18 protein-coding genes and 1 pseudogene are annotated in these 19425 nt (G+C 29.1%); 5 read left to right on the top strand and 14 right to left on the bottom strand.

Going from position 1 to position 19425, the window contains the following annotated elements; genetic code table 11:
* The 3 genes and pseudogenes from JEY78_RS14800 to JEY78_RS14810 form a co-directional block, all read left to right on the top strand.
* Window positions 1-147, top strand: a pseudogene (locus JEY78_RS14800) (sugar kinase); the annotation flags it as partial.
* Window positions 148-218: 71 nt separating this feature from the next.
* Entirely contained in the window at window positions 219-1436 is a 1218-nt protein-coding gene (locus tag JEY78_RS14805) for a 6-phosphofructokinase (protein ID WP_291853127.1), read from the top strand.
* Between the two features lie 74 nt (window positions 1437-1510).
* Window positions 1511-2179: a bifunctional 4-hydroxy-2-oxoglutarate aldolase/2-dehydro-3-deoxy-phosphogluconate aldolase gene (locus JEY78_RS14810; protein ID WP_291853130.1), complete on the top strand. Its 669-nt coding sequence runs from the start codon at window positions 1511-1513 to the stop codon at window positions 2177-2179.
* Between the two features lie 63 nt (window positions 2180-2242).
* Here the strand turns inward: JEY78_RS14810 and JEY78_RS14815 are convergent, their stop codons facing one another.
* The 8 genes from JEY78_RS14815 to dnaN all read right to left on the bottom strand — a co-directional run bounded on the left by JEY78_RS14815 (window position 2243) and on the right by dnaN (window position 9799).
* Window positions 2243-2719, bottom strand: a complete 477-nt coding sequence (locus JEY78_RS14815) for a hypothetical protein (RefSeq protein ID WP_291853133.1) — start codon at window positions 2717-2719, stop codon at window positions 2243-2245.
* A 139-nt stretch (window positions 2720-2858) separates the two neighbouring features.
* Window positions 2859-2987, bottom strand: coding sequence for a hypothetical protein (locus JEY78_RS14820; protein WP_291853135.1), 129 nt, complete (start codon window positions 2985-2987; stop codon window positions 2859-2861).
* A gap of 505 nt (window positions 2988-3492) precedes the next feature.
* Window positions 3493-4668, bottom strand: a complete 1176-nt coding sequence (locus JEY78_RS14825; RefSeq protein WP_291853138.1) for a class I SAM-dependent methyltransferase — start codon at window positions 4666-4668, stop codon at window positions 3493-3495.
* 4 nt (window positions 4669-4672) lie between these two features.
* Window positions 4673-5212 (bottom strand): DUF1697 domain-containing protein, encoded by a 540-nt coding sequence (locus JEY78_RS14830; RefSeq protein ID WP_291853141.1) that lies wholly within the window; start codon window positions 5210-5212, stop codon window positions 4673-4675.
* 3 nt (window positions 5213-5215) lie between these two features.
* Entirely contained in the window at window positions 5216-6298 is a 1083-nt protein-coding gene (locus JEY78_RS14835; RefSeq protein WP_291853144.1) for an AI-2E family transporter, read from the bottom strand.
* 11 nt (window positions 6299-6309) lie between these two features.
* Window positions 6310-8013, bottom strand: coding sequence for a gamma-glutamyltransferase (ggt, locus tag JEY78_RS14840; protein ID WP_291853147.1), 1704 nt, complete (start codon window positions 8011-8013; stop codon window positions 6310-6312).
* The gene (locus tag JEY78_RS14845; RefSeq protein ID WP_291853150.1) at window positions 8010-8603 is read right to left on the bottom strand and encodes an ACP phosphodiesterase; all 594 of its coding nucleotides are present in this window, start codon (window positions 8601-8603) and stop codon (window positions 8010-8012) included. The genes ggt and JEY78_RS14845 overlap by 4 nt, the downstream gene beginning before the upstream one ends.
* A gap of 77 nt (window positions 8604-8680) precedes the next feature.
* A complete protein-coding gene (dnaN, locus tag JEY78_RS14850; RefSeq protein ID WP_291853153.1) occupies window positions 8681-9799 on the bottom strand; it encodes a DNA polymerase III subunit beta in 1119 nt (372 codons plus the stop codon).
* Between the two features lie 214 nt (window positions 9800-10013).
* Between dnaN and JEY78_RS14855 the strand changes: the two genes are divergently transcribed.
* Both JEY78_RS14855 and JEY78_RS14860 read left to right on the top strand, forming a co-directional pair.
* Entirely contained in the window at window positions 10014-12530 is a 2517-nt protein-coding gene (locus tag JEY78_RS14855) for a PIG-L family deacetylase (protein ID WP_291853156.1), read from the top strand.
* A gap of 110 nt (window positions 12531-12640) precedes the next feature.
* The gene (locus tag JEY78_RS14860; protein ID WP_291853159.1) at window positions 12641-14317 is read left to right on the top strand and encodes a sodium:solute symporter; all 1677 of its coding nucleotides are present in this window, start codon (window positions 12641-12643) and stop codon (window positions 14315-14317) included.
* Window positions 14318-14363: 46 nt separating this feature from the next.
* On the opposite strand, the gene JEY78_RS14865 is transcribed toward JEY78_RS14860, so the two are convergent.
* The 6 genes from JEY78_RS14865 to JEY78_RS14890 all read right to left on the bottom strand — a co-directional run bounded on the left by JEY78_RS14865 (window position 14364) and on the right by JEY78_RS14890 (window position 19299).
* Window positions 14364-14855 (bottom strand): DUF2911 domain-containing protein, encoded by a 492-nt coding sequence (locus tag JEY78_RS14865; RefSeq protein ID WP_291853162.1) that lies wholly within the window; start codon window positions 14853-14855, stop codon window positions 14364-14366.
* 6 nt (window positions 14856-14861) lie between these two features.
* Window positions 14862-15704 (bottom strand): DUF2911 domain-containing protein, encoded by an 843-nt coding sequence (locus JEY78_RS14870; protein WP_291853165.1) that lies wholly within the window; start codon window positions 15702-15704, stop codon window positions 14862-14864.
* A gap of 104 nt (window positions 15705-15808) precedes the next feature.
* Complete coding sequence (gene gldG / locus JEY78_RS14875; RefSeq protein WP_291853168.1) at window positions 15809-17449, bottom strand: gliding motility-associated ABC transporter substrate-binding protein GldG; 1641 nt, start codon at window positions 17447-17449, stop codon at window positions 15809-15811.
* Window positions 17439-18167 (bottom strand): gliding motility-associated ABC transporter permease subunit GldF, encoded by a 729-nt coding sequence (gene gldF, locus JEY78_RS14880; protein WP_291853171.1) that lies wholly within the window; start codon window positions 18165-18167, stop codon window positions 17439-17441. Before gldF ends, gldG begins: the two co-directional genes overlap by 11 nt.
* Before the next feature lies 1 nt (window position 18168).
* On the bottom strand, window positions 18169-18465 hold the full coding sequence (locus JEY78_RS14885; protein WP_291853174.1) for a putative quinol monooxygenase: 297 nt from the start codon (window positions 18463-18465) through the stop codon (window positions 18169-18171).
* A 3-nt stretch (window positions 18466-18468) separates the two neighbouring features.
* Window positions 18469-19299 (bottom strand): SAM-dependent chlorinase/fluorinase, encoded by an 831-nt coding sequence (locus JEY78_RS14890; protein WP_291853177.1) that lies wholly within the window; start codon window positions 19297-19299, stop codon window positions 18469-18471.
* Window positions 19300-19425: the final 126 nt, after the last annotated feature.

Here is a 19425-nt window from a genome sequence, read left to right on the forward strand (position 1 = left end):
TACCCAGAAGATGATCAAAACGCCTTGGATTTTGCAGTAGCAGCATCTTGTTTAAAGCATACCATAAAAGGAGATGCTAACTTGGTAACTGTTGATGAAGTAAATAAACTAATGGGTGGAGACGCTTCAGGAAGAGTAGCACGATAATAAAAAATAATAATAATTAGGTTTGTTTATAGGAGAGTTCAGTTATGTAAGTTGAACTCTCCAAATCTATTATGAAAAAAGCTATAGCAATAATTTGCGGAGGAGGTCCAGCACCTGGTATAAATACTGTAATCAGTACGTTAGCCAAAACATTTCTAAAAGATGGTTATGAAGTAATTGGTGTTCACGAAGGCTTTAAAGGTTTATTGAGTGAAAGCCCTTCTGTTAAATATTTTAATTTTCATAAGGCTGATAGAATTTTTAGTAGAGGTGGATCTACGCTTATAATGAGCAGATTTAAACCAAAAGATACTGATTTTAATGATATCTTTTTTAAGAAAAACAATGTTAAGCTTTTAGTTACAATTGGTGGCGATGATACAGCTTCAACAGCGAGTAGATTAACAAAATATCTTATTGAGAAGGAATTAGATGTAGTTCATATACATGTACCAAAAACTATTGATAATGATTTGCCTTTACCTGATAGAAATCCTACATTTGGATTTCATACAGCTAAAGATGAAGGGGTTAGGATAGGTAATACTGTGTATGAAGATGCAAGGACAAGTGAAAATTGGTTTGTAATGTCCGCAATGGGAAGATCTGCAGGACATTTAGCTTTCGGCATTGCATCTGCTTGTCATTTTCCAATGATGATTATTCCGGAAATGTTTAATAAAACTACCATTACTTTTGATAAAATAATTAATATGATTATTTCATCAATAATAAAGAGTAAAATAAGCAATATTAAATATGGTGTGGCGCTTGTAAGTGAAGGTGTTTTTCATTTTATGGATGATGCTGAGATTAATAACTCGGGTATTAATTTAACCTATGATGAACATGGACATCCAGAATTGGGAAACGTTAGTAAATCTCATATTTTCAACTATTTATTGCAATTAAAATTAAAGGAATTAGGTTTAGATATTAAGACGAGACCAGTTGAAATAGGATATGAGTTACGTTGTTGCAATCCAATTGCGTTTGATTTAACGTTATGCACACTTTTAGGAATTGGTGTTAAAAAATTATTTGACCAAGGAATTTCTAGATGTATTGTAAGTGCAAATTCAAGGGGAGATATAACACCGTTGTATTTAAAAGATTTTGAAGATGAAAATGGGAAAGTAAAACCTAGATTAGTTGATATAGAATCTGATATGGCACAACTATTTATAAATAACCTAATTTATATAAAAGAAAAGGATTATAGTAAAGCAAAAAAATATATTTCAAACCCAGAAAAATATGATTTTAAGAAAATATTAAACTGGGATTAGTTTTATATGTAAAGTTTATAAGTGAAAATAAATAAACAAATACTTTCTAATAGATTAATAAAAAAACATAAATAATGGCACAATTTACAAGAATAGAAGTTGCAACAGCAATGAAAGAAACAGGCATGATTCCGTTGTTTTTCAGCAATGATTTAGAATTAAGCAAACTAGTATTAAAAGCATGTTATGATGGAGGTGCACGTTTAATGGAATTTACAGCTCGTGGTGATTTCGCTCACGAAGTTTTTGGAGAATTAACTAAGTACGCTGTTAAAGAATTACCTGGTATGATTATGGGAGTTGGTTCTGTTACAGACGCAGCAGCAGCCTCTTTATATATGGCTTTAGGAGCAAACTTTATTGTAACTCCTGTTTTAAGAGAAGATATTGCAGTTGTTTGTAATAGACGTAAAGTGTTATGGTCACCTGGATGTGGAACATTAACTGAAATTACAAAGGCTGAAGAGTTAGGTTGTGAAATTGTAAAATTATTCCCTGGAGATATTTACGGGCCTCAATTTGTAAAAGGCATAAAAGGGCCACAACCTTGGACAAGTGCGATGCCAACCGGTGGTGTTTCCCCAACAAAAGAGAATTTATCTGCTTGGTTTAATGCTGGTGTAACTTGCGTTGGAATGGGTTCTCAGTTAATTTCTAGCGATATTTTAAAGAACAAAGATTACGCAAAATTAGAGCAAGATGTTAAAAATGCAATTGCGTTAATAAAAGAAGTAAGAAAATAATTAATTATATAATAAAATAAAAAAAAGCGATTTAGTACTCTAAATCGCTTTTTTTATAAAAAGTTATTTAAATTGTTTTGGAACTTTCATGTTCTCATCCATTTCCTTTTTAAGATCTACCGCTTGAATATATATGGAAATTTTACTTCTTATAAAATATAACAAACCCATAACGATTGCCGCGATAGGTATTGTATAAATGAACTCAACTTCATCAACATATTTTAAACTATCATTGAAAATTGAAATCATTTGAAATAAATAAACTACAATTGGTATTATTAGTGCGTGTACCCACCAATGCTTACAAGTTATAAACCATAAAAAGAGTAATATTAATGGGGAAAGTTTGGCCAGTAAAAAATAAATAAATACTTGAGCATATTTATAGTGACCACCTTTAATTACCCCAAAAATAGTTTCAAAATTTTCTAGGTCTGCAGGTATACTTTTATGCAAATACATTAAATAAGGGCTAAATAAAATTAGTATCATGATAATACTACTAGCTATTAATGAATTTTTTTTATTACTTTTCATTCGATAGGGGTTTCTACTATGTGTTTGAGTATATCAAATATAAGTATTAATTTTTAAAATTGTAGAAAAAGGATAACAAAAAAACCACAACGTTTTCGTTGTGGTATGTTTTATCAAAGTGTTATTTAGTAAATATTTGTTATCCGTTAGTTGGTAAAATAACATCTCTTCTAACAGCAGTATCTTCAGTTGAAGTAGCGCTTAATACTGTTACAGCAACAAATGCAGTTACCATAAGTAATCCGAAAATTAACTTTAATTTTTTCATTTTTAGTAAGAATTAAATGATTAGTAAGAACATCAAACTTACAATAAATCTTACTTATAAGCAATAAAAATCCGCATAAATTTTTAAAATTTTAAAAAAATATGAATCAGGAAAGATATTATTCCTTGTTTTTTAAGGCTTTACAGCCTTTTCAAGGTGTTAAATACTTTCAAATTTTAGTATATAAAATTTCTATTTTGGAGATGTTTTAAAAGCAAATTTCATTTTTAATTAGATAAAACTGGGTGTTTTTACCTTTAAAAACGATAAACTACAAATCCTCTCCGTAAAAATTTGTACTTATAGGGACGCTTTTACGGCACAAATATAAATAAAGATATTTAATTACACAATAGCATGATGTAGATAATTTAAAATTAAATACCATTTATGTATTGTTTTAAACGTTTTATTTAGTTAAATGAGTAATTGGTGTTATTTTGAATTTTAATTTTAAACGTGATTTTATCTTTTAAAAATAAGATATGATACTTGAAATAGTATTTTAGATTTTTGAACAAATAATTATTTTCAATTTGTCAAATAAATCCTTTGTGAAAAATAAATATTGATTTCCACCATCTTTTATTCCGGTTTTCTTTCTAATTTGTTCTACTGTTTCTGGGAAATTACGTGTTGTTATATTTGCCTTTTTAGAAGGAATTAAAGTTTTTAGCAACTTTTTATCGTACGTAATACAATAATCTATTTTAAAAACTCTTCCCGGAAAATCAAGTATTTCATTTGAAGTATACAAATGGGAGTGTGGATGTAGTTTGTCAATTTTTAATAAAGAAGAAACTTGTGTAAACCCGCCTGATTTTAAAATGGCTGAATTTGGTTCATACAAATATTTTTGTGGTTCAGCATAAGTAGCGGTTAATGTTTCATTAAAAGTATAATTGAAAAATTGGTTTTTCTTTTTACTGATATTAACGGTTTTTATAGAAATTTTTCCCACATAATTTTTTTCAAGAACAAATAAAAGTTCTTTCACTTCATTTTCAACTGCAACTATGTGAATTTCTTTTACAAATTCTAATTCATGAATGGCGCTTGTAATATCTAAAATAGGAGAGACTTTAATTAAAATATTACTAGCGTTTTTAAATAAAAGTTGTAAGTTTTTGGGAATATTAGGTATGCAGTCTTCTAGTAAAAATACTTTTCCTTTACTATCATTTCTTCTGGAAGGATCTACATAAATCCAATCGTAGGTTTTATAGTGTTCTTGTAAAAATAACAAACCATCAGATTGAACTGTTTTAATAGTACTTACTTTTAATTGTTGGTAATTATGTGAGACAATTTCGGATAAGTCATTGTTTATTTCACAATGTGTGCTATTTTTAATCTTTTTAGAGAAATAGTATGTGTCAATTCCAAAACCGCCTGTCAGGTCAATTAATGAGCTTCCTGAAACTAAATTTGCTTTATAATTTGCGGTAATTTCAGAAGAAGTTTGTTCGATGTTTAATTTATTTGGATAATAAATATTTTTTGTTGAAAACCACGTTGGTAATTTTGTTTCACATTTATTTTTTGAAACAATTTGTTCTGCAATTTCTTGTATGGCAATAGTATTAAACGGGCTTCCTTTTAATATTAATTTTGTTAAATCCGTTTTTAAATTTGAATTTATAAAATTCTGAACTTCGGTATTTAAAATGTTTAAATTCAAATTGTTAATTGCTTAATTCTACAAGTTTCGTAATGGTGTTCCAGTTTCTAGAGGTTGCAGAAACGTTTAGTTTAGCTTCAATATTATTGTTAGAAAGTTTGGTTCTTCCAAAGCCATTTGGGCAATAGATGTACACATTTTTTTCTTTAAATATTATTTTTTCATCAGCGGCAGCTAAAGCTTTTACCTTTTCAATTCCATCTTCGGTTGGTTTTTCTTTTAAAATTGTGACACATACTTTTTTAAAATCTAAGTCATCAATTGCTTCAAAACCATTAAAATTATAAATTACTTCTAATTCACTTTTTTTTAATACAATTACTTTTATAGCGTAGCTAAATTGCTTTTCAATTTCATGAATGATTGTTTGTTCTATTTTTGAAATATCATTAGCTTCAGAAGAAAAAATGACATTACCGCTTTGTATATAGGTTGTAACATTACTGTGGCCGATAGTTAAAAATAGCTGTTGTAAATCAACCATTTTAATTTTATTGTGACCAGAAACGTTAATTCCTCTTAAAAGCGCTATGTAAGTATTCATATTTTATAAATCCTTAGTCAATGATTTCACAATTTTATTATCGGCTAAAAAGGCCTTTAAAATCACTTTTATGGCAGTGTAGGTTGGTATTGCAACAATCATTCCTGTAACTCCAAATAAAATTCCTGCAATCATAATCACCAAAAAGATTTCCAATGGATGCGATTTTACACTATTTGAGAAAATTAAAGGCTGACTTAAAAAATTATCAATTAACTGAGCAATTATGTAACCTATCATTACATAAATAGTAGTTGGTAAAATTACGGTTTGAAAATCTTCACCTAAATTACTACTCATAGATAGAAAAAGCATTAAAACACCTCCAATTAATGGCCCAACATAAGGAATTAAGTTTAGTAATGCACACAAAAAGGCAATTACAATGGCGTTTTGTATACCAAAAAGAACAAGTATCATAGTGTAAATAATAAATATGATGAGTATTTGAAAAACAAGTCCAATAAAATATCTCGATAATAAATTATGAATAATTTTTAATGAATTACGAAGCTTGTTTTCGCTTTTATCATTCACTAAAACGTATAATGATTTTTCCATAATTCCGGTATCTTTCATAAAAAAGAACGTGATAAAAAGTACCGAAAATAAACCAACACTTAAATTTCCAACAGTTCCAATTACTGAATTAAGTAGATTTGGAATGGCGGTTATGTTTTTAAATAAATCGGCGTTTTTAATTTCGTTTAAAATATCAATATTTTGAGATAAAAAATAATCATTTATCTGATTTAATAAATGTGCAATTGTATATTGAAGTTGATCAATGTTTAATAACGATAGGTTTTCTCCTTGCTTAATTATTAATGGAATAAACATACTAATGAGTCCAGAAAGAATTCCTAAAAAAAAGCACATAGTTGTAATAACAGCCAATGTATTTGGAAATTTAAGTTTCTGTTTTAAAAAACGTATGATTGGACTTCCAATTAATGAAATTACAGCTGCAATGGCAATATAAATTAATATTGATTGTATTTTATAAAGAAAAAATAATAAGAGCGAAAACCCAATAATAATGGCGAGTGCTTTTAATATTCCGTTTGTAATTGTTTTTGAATTCATAATAAATATTTTTAAAATCCAATTGCTGTATCATCACCTCTATAATCTGCGCCACCTTCTAATTTTCCATTTGGCAACCTTAAAATGGCATCAACTTTACCAATAATGGTTGTGTTTTCTTGTTGAATTTTGTATCCTTTTTTTTCTAAATTTTTAATTAATTTAGGTGTAAACCCTTTTGGTTCCATTGTAATAAAATCAGGTAACCATTGATGATGAAATCTTGGCAAATTTACGGCTTCTTGCATTCCAAAACCAAATTCATACACATTTAAAATTGTTTGCATTACCGATGTTATAATGGTAGATCCACCTGGTGAACCAACAGACATATAAAATTGATTGTTTTTTTCAACAATTGTGGGAGTCATTGAACTTAACATTCTTTTTTCTGGAGCAATTGCATTGGCTTCAGCTCCAATAAGTCCAAACATATTTGGCGTTCCTGATTTAGCGCTAAAGTCGTCCATTTCATTGTTTAAAAAGAAACCAGCTTCTGAAACAAATACTTTTGAACCATACGCGCCATTAAGCGTTGTAGTTGCTGAAATTGAATTCCCAAAACTATCTACAATTGAATAATGTGTAGTTTCATCACTTTCATAACCAATAATTTTACCGTGTTTAAGTGTTGAAGATGTTGTTGCTTTTTTCCATGAAAAATTTGCCATTCTTTGTTGAATATATTTTGAAGAAATTAACGTGTCGATTGGAATTTTTACAAAATCTGGATCTCCTAAATAAAAAGATCTATCTGCATAAGCTCTTCTTTCTGCTTCGGTAATTAATTGTATCGATTTTAATGAGTTATGGCCAAATTCAGCAATGTTAAAAGGCTCTATTGCTTTTAAAATTTGAGCATTACATATTCCGCCACTAGAAGGTGGCGACATAGAGATTATTTTTAAATCTTTGTAGGTAAATTCAATAGGTTTACGCCATTTGGCTTCATATTTTTCTAAATCTTCTTTTGTAATTATTCCACCTAATTTTTGAATATAATTCACTAATAATTCAGCAGTTTTTCCTTTGTAAAAACTATCTCTTCCGTTATCACGTATTCTTTCTAAACTTTTTGCGAGTTGAATATATTTAATGGTATCATTTGCTTTCCAGTTTGCTTCATACAAAATAGTTGTATCGTTTGCTTTACTGAAATATGGCTGGTATTTTTTAATTCTATCTGCTTGTTTTTCAGTAATAATTACTCCTTTATAAGCCAAATCAATAGCTGGTTGAATGAGATCAGAAAAAGGCAATGTTCCAAATTTTTCATATACTTTAAAAAGTCCGTCTACAGTTCCAGGAACTCCAATTGCCATAGCGCCAAGCGTACTTTTTTGAAAAATAATATCTCCATTTTCATTCAAATACATATTTTTTGAAGCTGCCAAAGGCGCTTTTTCTCTATAATCTAATGCGCCAGTTTTTCCGTCATTTGTTCTGTACACCATAAATCCGCCACCGCCAATATTTCCTGCAAAAGGGTAGGCAACTGCTAAAGCAAGTTCAGTTGCAATCATAGCATCAAAAGCATTTCCACCTTTTTTTAATATTGCAACACCAATTTTAGACGCTTCTTCTCTTGCGGAAACCACCATTGCGCTATCCACTAAAACTCCAATTGTTTTGGCTTTTTTGTTGTTTTGAATGTTTGTTGATTTGCAACTTACAACTAGCACTAAAGCACAAAGAATGATTACTATCTTTTTCATTGTGTTAATAATATTTTAGTTTTTTTATTAGAAAATTGAACTAAATCTTCAAAAAACATGGTGAAATCTTCTTCAAATTCTAAGTAATGAATTTGTAAATCTTCAACAGCTAAATCCATTTTAGATATTCCTTTTGTTCTTTTGTTCATTCCGGATAAAACTTTGGCAATTCCTTCAATAGAAGCGTAACTAACTAGCCAGTTATATTCAACCATATATGGTAACATATTTTGAGCTCTTAAAGGAAGTATTTCATTATTATTCTCCAAAAAAGTGTAAATATTTTTTGCGTACACTTTTAAAGGTATTTCAGAATATTTTTTCCAGTTTTTCGCTAAAAAATGGTCGTATAAAATATCAATAATTACACCATCATAATGATGGTATCTTTCATGTAAACGGCGCTTGCTAATTTTTACAATAGGATGATTATCAGTATAATTGTCAATTTCTCGGTGTAGTAAAATTCCTGCTTTTATTTCTTTAGGATAATCATTGAACTTTCTACCTTTAACAGCATCGGCAATAAAATTTCCAATTAATATGTTTTCATTGCTGTTTGAAAGGTATAAATGTGCCAAAAAATTCATAGAAAAGATTTAAAAACAATGATACAAAAAAATCCGCTAAAAGCGGATTTTTGATATTTAATATTTTATGTAATTTTTTAGCTATTTAGCATTACTGGCATTACTAACATTGTAATAAATTCGCCTTCTTCAACACCATCTGCAGGCGTTAAAATTCCCGCTCTGTTTGGTAAACTCATTTCAATTAAAACATCGTTAGAATTTAAATTACTCAACATTTCCGTTAAAAAACGAGAATTAAAACCAATTTGCATATCATCGCCCTGGTATTCGCATACTAAACGTTCTTCAGCTTTGTTAGAATAATCAATATCTTCAGCAGAAATATTTAATTCTGTTCCTGCCATTTTTAATCTGATTTGGTGTGTTGTTTTGCTTGAGAATATTGAAACACGACGTGCAGAGTTTAAAAATGTTCCTCTATCAACCGTTAATTTATTTGGATTTTCTTTTGGTATTACAGCTTCGTAATTTGGATATTTGCCATCAATTAATCTACAGATTAACACAACATTATCAAAAATAAATTTAGCGTTTGCTTCATTATATTCAATAGTTACATCACTTTCTGATCCGGCTAAAATTCCTTTTAATAAGTTTAAAGGCTTTTTAGGCATAATAAATTCAGCAGCTGTATTTGCGGTAACATCTGTTCTGGTGTATTTTACCAATTTATGAGCATCTGTAGCTACAAAAGTTAGCCCATCATTACTAAACTGAAAAAATACGCCGCTCATTACAGGTCTTAAATCATCATTTCCTGCGGCAAAAATTGTTTTTGAAATAGCTGTAGCTAATACATCTCCAGGAATTAATGTGCTGCTAGGGGATTGAATTGAAACAGCCTTTGGAAATTCACTGCCATCAAAATAAGCCATATCATATTTACCGTGACTAGAGCTAATCTCAATGGTGCTATTTTCTTCCGTCTTAAAAGTTAAAGGCTGATTTGGAAATGTTTTTAAGGTATCTAATAACAAACGCGCAGAAATTGCTGCAGAACCTTTAGACTCAGATTCTACTTCAATAATTGTACTCATTGTAGTTTCTAAATCTGATGCTGAAATTTTTAATTCGTTTTGATTTAATTCAAACAAAAAATTATCTAAAATAGGTAACGTATTACTGCTATTAATTACTCCACCTAATACTTGAAGTTGTTTTAATAATTGACTACTTGATACTATAAATTTCATTTATGATTATTTTAATGGAATAAGTTACAAATATATTCTAAAAATGTTGTTTTAAAAAATGTTAGTTATTAACACTTTTATATGGTTGTAAACACTTTTAAACTAATTTTTACAATTTAATTTTAGTTATAATTGTGTTAATAAACGTTAACAAAATTAGTAATGGTACAATTTAATTTTATATTTGTTTTTCTACTAAAAAATTTAATTTTTTATGAAAAAACTTTTCTCAGTTCTTTTAATATCCATATTCTTTTTTAATTATTCTAATGCCCAAGCTCCTAAAAAGCCAACTTCCGGTGAAATTTATGAGTCTATTAAAAAATTGAATTTTTTAGGTTCTGTGTTATATTTAGCAGCACATCCTGATGATGAAAACACACGTTTAATTTCCTATTTTGCGAATGAAGTAAAAGCTAGAACTGCGTATTTAAGTATTACAAGAGGTGATGGTGGTCAAAATTTAGTAGGTTCTGAATTGCGCGAATTATTAGGCGTTATAAGAACTCAAGAATTATTAGCAGCTAGAAGAATTGATTGTGGCGAACAATTTTTTACCAGAGCCAATGATTTTGGGTATTCTAATCACCCTGATGAAACGTTGGAAATTTGGAATAAAGACGAAGTTTTAACAGATGTTGTTGCGGTAATCAGAAAATTTAAACCAGATGTAATTGTAAACAGATTTAATGCAAATACGCCAGGAAGTACACACGGACACCATACATCATCGGCAATGTTAAGCGTTGAAGCTTTTGATTTGGCTGCGGATAATACATATAAAACATATTTGGAAAATGATGAAGTTTGGAAACCTACTCGTTTATTTTTTAATACTTCATGGTGGTTTTATGGAAGTGAAGAAAATTTTAATAAAGCCGATAAAACAAATTTATTAAGTGTTGAAGTTGGTGGGTATTATCAAAATTTAGGCTTGTCTAATGGTGAAATTGCTGCTTTAAGCCGCAGTCAGCATCAATCACAAGGATTTGGAAGTACAGGTTCTCGAGGAAATCAAACCGAATATTTAGAATTTTTAAAAGGAGATTTTCCAAAAAATAAAAACATTTTTGATGGTATTGATACCACTTGGAATAGAGTTGAAGGTGGAAATAAAATTGGCAAAATTTTACAGAAAGTAGCAGATGAATATAATTTTAAGAATCCTGCTGCAAGTATTTCGGATTTAGTACAAGCGTATTCATTAATTCAAAACTTAAAAGATGAACATTGGAAAACAATTAAGTCAAAAGAAATAGTTGACATAATTTCGGCGTGTTCAGGCTTGTATTTAGAAGCAGTTTCAAACGAATCTTCCTCAACTAATGGTTCAAAAAACAAATTAAATATTGATATTATTAATAGAAGTGATACTAAAATAGTTTTAAATTCTATTATAGTTAAGTCATTAAATGTTAGTGAGTTAAAAAATATGGAATTAAAAAAAAATGAACCTTTATCTTTTAATTTTGATGTTGAAATTCCTGCTGAAATAAAAAATACAGCTCCGTATTGGCTCACAAAAAAGGGTAGTTTAGGAATGTATAAAGTTGAAAACACTAATTTTATAAGTTTACCAGAAACGCCACGTGAAATTGTTACTAATTTTTTAGTTGAAATCAATGGTGTTGAAATCTCAATAAGTAAAGAAGTTATATTTAAATACAACGATCCTGTGAAAGGAGAAGTATATAAACCATTTGAAATTCTTCCAAAGGTTTCTGCAACTTTTACAGAGAAAGTTTTTGTTTTTTCAAATGAAAGTGCTCAAAAAATTTCATTAAAAGTAAAGTCTGTAAAAGAAAATTTATCGGGAAAATTATCATTATGTTATCCTGATAATTGGAAAGTGCAGCCAGAAAATATTGAATTTAAATTAACGCAAAAAGGAGAAGAGAAAACATTTACTTTTGATGTTTATCCCCCAAAAAATCAATCAGAAGGATTTATTTCTCCAATTGTTGAAATTGATGGTGAAATTTACACAAATGAATTGGTTGAAATTGATTATAACCACATTCCATTTCAATCCATTATAATGCCTTCAGAAGCAAAAGTTGTTCGTTTAAATATTGAGAAAAAAGGACAATTAATTGGGTATGTTCAAGGTGCTGGAGACGAAATTCCAACTAGTTTACGTCAAATTGGTTATACTGTTGTTGAGTTAAAAGAAGATGAGATAACTCCAGAAAAATTGTCTAATTTTGATGCAGTTGTTTTGGGAATTAGAGCATATAATACCAATGATAAGGCTAAGTTTTATCAAAAATATTTGCATAATTATGCTGAAAATGGAGGAACTTTAATTGTGCAGTACAATACAAACTTTAGATTAAAAGTAGATGAGGTTGCGCCATTTCCTTTAAAACTATCAAGAGAAAGAGTTACAGAAGAGGATGCAGAAGTGAGAATACTAATTCCAACACATTCATTGTTGAATTTTCCAAATAAAATTACTCAGGACGATTTTAAAGGTTGGGTTCAAGAAAGAGGTTTGTATTTTCCAAGCGAATGGGATGCTAATTTTCAAGCAATTATTAGTATGAATGATAAAAACGAGGCAGAAAGTAATGGTAGTTTATTAATTGCTAAATTTGGCAAAGGAAATTTCATATATACAGGCTTAAGTTTTTTTAGAGAGCTGCCTGCAGGAGTTTCTGGAGCTTATAAATTATTTGCAAATATGCTTTCTGTTGGAAAATCTCCTTCAGAAAAAATAATTAAAAACTAATATGGATAATCAAAAATATCATTGGAAAAGTGAATATACTACGGTATTGTTGCTGAATGCTTTTTATATTTTAGTGTTTTATATTTTAATGGAAATTTTCACTTAGAATTATGCAACAATTAGATTGGATAATACTTATTGGTACATTACTTTTTATAGTTTCTTATGGTGCTTATAAAACCAAAGGAAGCAAAAATGTTGATGATTATATAAAGGGAGGAAGCGAAGCAAAATGGTGGACTATAGGTTTGTCCGTAATGGCAACCCAAGCAAGCGCCATTACTTTTTTATCAACACCAGGGCAAGCGTTTCACAGTGGAATGGGCTTTGTGCAATTTTATTTTGGATTGCCAATTGCAATGGTTGTTATTTGTTTGGTTTTTATTCCAATTTATCATCGTTTAAAAGTTTTTACAGCCTACGAATATTTAGAAACCAGATTTGATTTAAAAACCAGAAGTTTAGCGGCTATTTTATTTTTAATACAACGTGGTTTAGCAGCGGGAATTACCATTTTTGCTCCGGCAATAATTTTATCGGCAGTTTTAGGGTGGAATTTAACCATGCTAAATATTATTATTGGAGTTTTAGTAATAATTTATACGGTTTCTGGTGGAACAAAAGCGGTAAGTGTTACTCAAAAACAACAAATGGCAGTAATTTTTGGAGGGATGTTTGTTGCTTTTTATTTGATTGTGAGTTACTTGCCAGAAGATATTTCGTTTGTTGAAGCCTTGAAAATTGCTGGAGCAAGTGGAAAAATGGATATTTTAAATTTCTCGTTTAATTTTGAAAATCGGTATACATTTTGGAGTGGAATTATTGGTGGCTCATTTTTAGCATTATCATATTTTGGAACAGATCAAAGCCAAGTGCAACGTTATTTGTCTGGAAAATCGGTAAAAGAAATGCAATTAGGACTTGTATTTAACGGTTTATTAAAAGTACCAATGCAGTTTTTTATTTTATTGGTAGGAGTAATGGTTTTTGTATTTTATCAGTTTAACCCTTCACCTTTAAATTTTAATCCTGCAGCAAATAATGCAGTTAAAAATTCTGAATACGCTAATGAATATAAGTTGCTAGAAGACAAGCAATTAGAGTTTGAAAAACAAAAATATATTGCTAGTTTAAAATATGGAAATGAATTAATGAATGCTGAGTTAATTGAAAATATTCAGCAAATAAATTCCTTAGATTTAGAAAATAGAGATGCGGCTAAAGTATTGATTAAAAAAGCCAACTCTTCGGTTGAAACAAATGATAAAGATTATGTGTTTATACATTTTATATTACACAATTTACCAAGAGGATTAATAGGGTTATTGTTGGCTGTTATTTTATCTGCCGCAATGTCTAGCACAGCTTCAGAATTAAATGCTTTGGCGAGTACTACTGCAATTGATTTGTATAAAAGAAATGTAACTTCGGAAAAAACAGAAAAGCATTATGTAAGGGCTTCCAAATGGTTTACATTACTTTGGGGATTAATTGCTATTTCTGTGGCTTGTGTAGCAAATTTGTTTGATAATTTAATTCAATTGGTAAATATTATTGGTTCTATTTTTTATGGAAATGTTTTAGGAATTTTTCTGTTGGCATTTTTTATTAACTATGTGAAAAGTAATGCTGTTTTTATTGCTGCTTTAATTACTCAAATTATTGTAATTGTAGGTTGGTATTATGATTGGATGCCTTATTTATGGTTGAATTTATTTGGTTGCGCTTTAGTAATGTTTATAGCAATTTTAATACAATCATTTACAACTAAAAAAGAATTTGCATAAAAAAAGCACCTAAATTTAGGTGCTTTTTTAAAAATAAATATATTATTTATTGAATAGGAATTAAAAGTCTTACTTTTTCCCAAGCAACAACAATTCCATCATTATTTACACTATAAGTCAATTCTTCTTGATTTTCATTTATAAATTGAGGTGTAACAGACAATCTTACAACATCCTCATTTTCATTATAAGAGTTGGATCCCCAAGCATCATTTTCGCTGCTTAAAATAATTGTCCAATCACTATCTTCTTTTGGAATAATAAAAAAGCCATATTTCCCAGCGTATATAGATTTATTTTTTACAGTAACTTCTTCATCAAATGATATTGTTGTATTTTCATTTGCACCAGCTCTCCAAACCTGATTATAAGGAACTAATTCTCCCCAAATCACTCTTTCTCTAACACTCGGAGCTCCATAATCTATATCAACAGTTACGTGTCCAATAGTACCATTTACTTGTTTTCTTGGGCTTTTTTGCGCAAAAACAATGGTTGTTAACAACAATAAAACAAGGGTTAATTTTAAACTTTTCATATATAATTATTTTTGCCAAGCGGCTATTGATTCTTTATTCATTTTAACATAATCAGCATTGTTTGCTTTTTCAGCACCTGCTAACGATTTTTGTGCGGTGGCAATGGCACCTTTTTTGTCTCCTAAATCAGCTTGAATTAAACTCATTCTTCGTAAATACCAAAATGGAGGATTTTCACCAGCAGTTGCTTTTTGCATCCAAGCTAAGGCTTGTTTTAAATCCTTTTTTTCTGTATGGTAATATGTTGCAGCTTGAAAATAATCGTTTCCAGAAGGTCCGGCCATTACAGTTTCAATACTTTTTGAGGTAATTGCATCAGTTGGAACATCAAATTTAACACCTACGTAAACATTTTCCCAAAGTATTCCTAAAACTGCTGATCCAGTGGCTAAATCATCAAAAGTAATGGTGAAAGTTTCAACTTTCATTGGCATTTCTAATACGTCAACAGTTGTTTTTGCAGCTACTTTAGATTCATCCCATTTTTGTGGATTTCCCCAGTTATTAGATTCAGAGTAAAATATTACGTCCCAAGAATTTTCATTAGGAATAGTATAAATAGCATACGTTCCTTTTTTTAATTCTTTCCCATCAACAGTTACGTTGTCACTAAAAGTAATTTTTGTATTTGCATTTGCACCAGTTCTCCAAACTTCACCAAAAGGAACTAAATCTCCAAAAATGATTCTTCCTCGCATTCCTGGACGAGAATATTCAACTGTAACATCTGTTAAACCAACAACTTGTTCTATTTTTTGTGTTGGACTTGGTTGCGGTGTTTTAATTTGTGCATTGGCAGTTGATATAAAACCAACGAACATGAATAATATTGATAATTTTTTTAGCATAATGATTATATTTTTTTAGTTTATTAACAAATATAACATTTTAAAAGGCTGTATTTTTTAGACTTTTAATTTTAACAGTTCTTTAAGAAGATTTTTGAAGCTTACTATTGGTACTTTTTAAACCTAAAATAGTAAAATAAACCTCCAAAAATGCTTAAAATAATTAGAGGAAAAGCAATATTTATAAACTGCCATTTTTTAGCTTCTTCAAATGCTTTTTGTTTATCTAAAAAATTGATTTTAATTTTCCTGGTACGAATATTTAATAAACCAGCATCATCTAATAGAAAATTGACAGCATTTAAAAGAAAATCTTTATTTCCATAACGTTGATTGGTCCATTTGTCAACTCCTAATTCTATGGGTTGTCCTTTTGATATTTCATTAGAAATAATATCTCCATCTGAAATAACAATCATTTTGTTTTCAACACCATTTTCAAACGGTTTCAATGTTTTAAAAGGTTTAACTCTGCCATTGTATGCCGATTTAAATTTACCTTCTAAAAGTAGACCTAATGTTTGATCTCCGTTATTGTATTCTTCTTTTTTAGGTGTTTTTCCAATAGTTTTTAATGAAATAATTGCTGGAGTTCCTATTTTTTTTGAAAAGGGAGAACTTTGTAATAAAATAGTTTTTTTAATATTGTTGTTTAAAGTATCAATGTTATTGGCGAATCTTAAATTTACAGCTTCAATATTTGTATTTATTGGATGATTATTTTTAGAAATTGCTAGTGGAAAATAAATCCAAGGAAACTGACTGAATTGTGTTTGATTTCCAATATTTCCGGTTGCTAAGGGAATTTGAGAACAGTACAAATCCGTTACTAAATCTGGGTTAATTCGGATGCCGTAATTAAAAAAGAAATCTGTTAAACCTAAATCTCTTGGGTATGCTAACGTTTCTCCAGTTTTTTGTAAACTATCCAATTCTGCTTGTGCATTATCAATCATCCACAATGTTTTTCCTCCATTCATTATAAATTGATCCAACGCAAATTTTTCTTGTTCCGAAAATTTTTCAGTTGGTTTTGCAATAATTGCCAAATCAAATTTAGAAAGTTCAAACAGCGTTTTTTGCGGTTGTGTTTCAATAGAATCTAACGTGAATTGCGCTAATAAATAATATTCATTTAATTTTCGTAAAAAATCTGCAATATATATGTCTGTTAATTCACCATTTCCTCTTAAAACGGCTATTTTTTTTGATTTTGTAGAAGTAACTTTATGGATAGCGTCTGCAAAAGCGAATTCTAAATTTTGGATAGAACTTTCTAATTGTTCATCCTGAGAATTAGAAAAAACATCATTTAATAATGGAATTTTTTCGGTTTTATCTTTGTAATTAATTACTGCCCAAGGGAACAAAACCATTTCAGATAATTTTCCATTTTCCTGAACTTGTAAACTGCTTGGCTCTAAACCGCTGGCAATTAATTCTTCTGAAATATCAGTAGGATTTATAAAACGAAATTGAATATTTTTGTTAACAGATTTTAATTCTTCTAAATGCAATTTTGTTTCCGTTTGAAGTCTTTTAAACTCCGCAGGAAAATCACCTTGTAAATACACTTTCACAAGTATAATATCATCAACTTTTTTCACAATATTTTTTGTGGTTTCAGAAAGGGTATAACGGTGGTCTTCAGTTAAATCGAAGCGTTTATATACGTTGTTTCCAATAAGGTTTATCAAAATTAAACCAATAATAAAAAATACTATTTTAGAAGTTCTATTTTTCATTTTCAAGTTTAAAGTTGGTTAAAAACAAAAATAGCAAGGTTATAGAAAAAAAATAAATTAAATCTCGCGTGTCAATTACACCTTTTCCTATACTATTAAAATGTGCGCTCATTCCTAAATTTTGAACGGTGTAATCTAAACTTCCAAATACGTTATAACTAGCTAAGGCTTCAAATCCGTAGTATAAAAAGAATGAAATAAAAACAGCTACTAAAAATGAGACTATTTGATTTTTTGACAGTGTTGAACAAAATATGCCAATTGCGCTATAGGCGCTTGCTAAAAAAAGTAAACCAATAAAAGAGCCTAACGTTGTTCCAATAGCTAAATCTCCAACCGGATTACCAAGTTGATAAACACTATAAGCATATATTAATGTTGGAATAATGGCAATGACTACCAAAATTAAAGCGCCAAAATACTTGCCAAAAATAATTTGCCAAGTTGTAATTGGTTTAGTTTTTAAAATTTCAATGGTTCCAGTATTTATTTCATCAGAAAAACTGCGCATTGTTATTGCCGGAATTAAAAAAATAAAGATCCAAGGTGCTAAAAAAAAGTAACTATTTAAATCTGCAAATCCTGCGTGTAAAATATTAAAATCACCTTCAAAAACCCATAAAAATAATCCGTTAACCAATAAATACAAGGTAATTACCAAATACCCAATTGGTGATGAGAAAAATGAAGTAAGTTCTTTTTTTAAAATTGGTATCATTTTATGATAAGCTTTCTAATTTATCTACACTCCAAGCTTCTGGTTTATCAGAAAAAAGGATTTTAGTTTTTGCCCAAACAGCTTTAAATAGTTCAGAGTTTCTATAATTATTTAAATGTTTTTCAGAATCCCAATAACTATAAGTAAAAAATATAGTTGGTTCGTTTTTATCTTTGTATAATTCTAATAAACGGCAACCTTCAAAGTTTCGTATTTTAGTTTTGTTTTCATTAAAATTTTCAAGGAATTGTTCAATTTTAGTGGCGTCAAAAGTCATTTTTACAATTCTTACAAACATATTTTAAGTGAATTTTACGGTAATAAAATCTCTATAATTTAAGCCTAATAAAGAGGCTGCACCACCAACAGTATTTAAATTGCTTCTGTAAATAGCAATTTCTAAATAATTAGAAGTGTTAAATAAGGCCAAACGCGTTCCATCTTTTTGTCGTTGTTCTTTTGGTACTGAAAAATCAACAATATCGCTATATTTTTCAACAATTTTTTTAAATGAATATCTGTTGGCAATTACTTCAAAATCTCGTCCTTTACCTATTTCATTAAATGTTTTTTTAGAAATATTACTAATGGAATTTCCATAATTATCTACATAAATAACGTTACCGAAAATAGTATTATTGTCTGCTGAAATAGTTGGTTGTAATTCAACCATTTTTTCAAATTCAGGAATTACTTTGCCAATAACTTCTAATTTTCCTCCGCGTGCAATGTGACAGGCAACTTTAACAAAAACATCTAAAACCGGAAAAATAGTTTCAACACGATCGTGAATATTGATTTCAACAATTTTTTCGGGTTTAATTTCAGAAGCTAATAAAGAAATAACACCATTATTAGGACAAATAAAATAGTGATTATCTAATAATAAGGCAATGTGTTTGTTTTCTTCATTTAATTCAGAATCTACACCAATAATATGAATACTGCCATTAGGAAAACTTTTATAGGCATTTCTTAAAATATAAGCAGTTTCTGTGATGTTAAAGGGTGAAATCTGGTGCGAAATATCAACAATTCTAGCATCGGGTAATTCACTATAAATAGTGCCTTTTATGGCTCCTACAAAATGGTCTTTAATCCCAAAATCAGTAGTTAACGTTATTATTGACATAAATTATCTCGCAAGTTTTTTTTAAAAATCGAATAAAATTGTACCTTAATAAAATGTTTAAAACTTATTTGTAAAGAATCAAATTTTATTAGTTGATATAATTAAATTTGTTACAAATCTAATCAT

The organism is Lutibacter sp., from assembly GCF_016342705.1.
GTDB lineage: Bacteria > Bacteroidota > Bacteroidia > Flavobacteriales > Flavobacteriaceae > Lutibacter.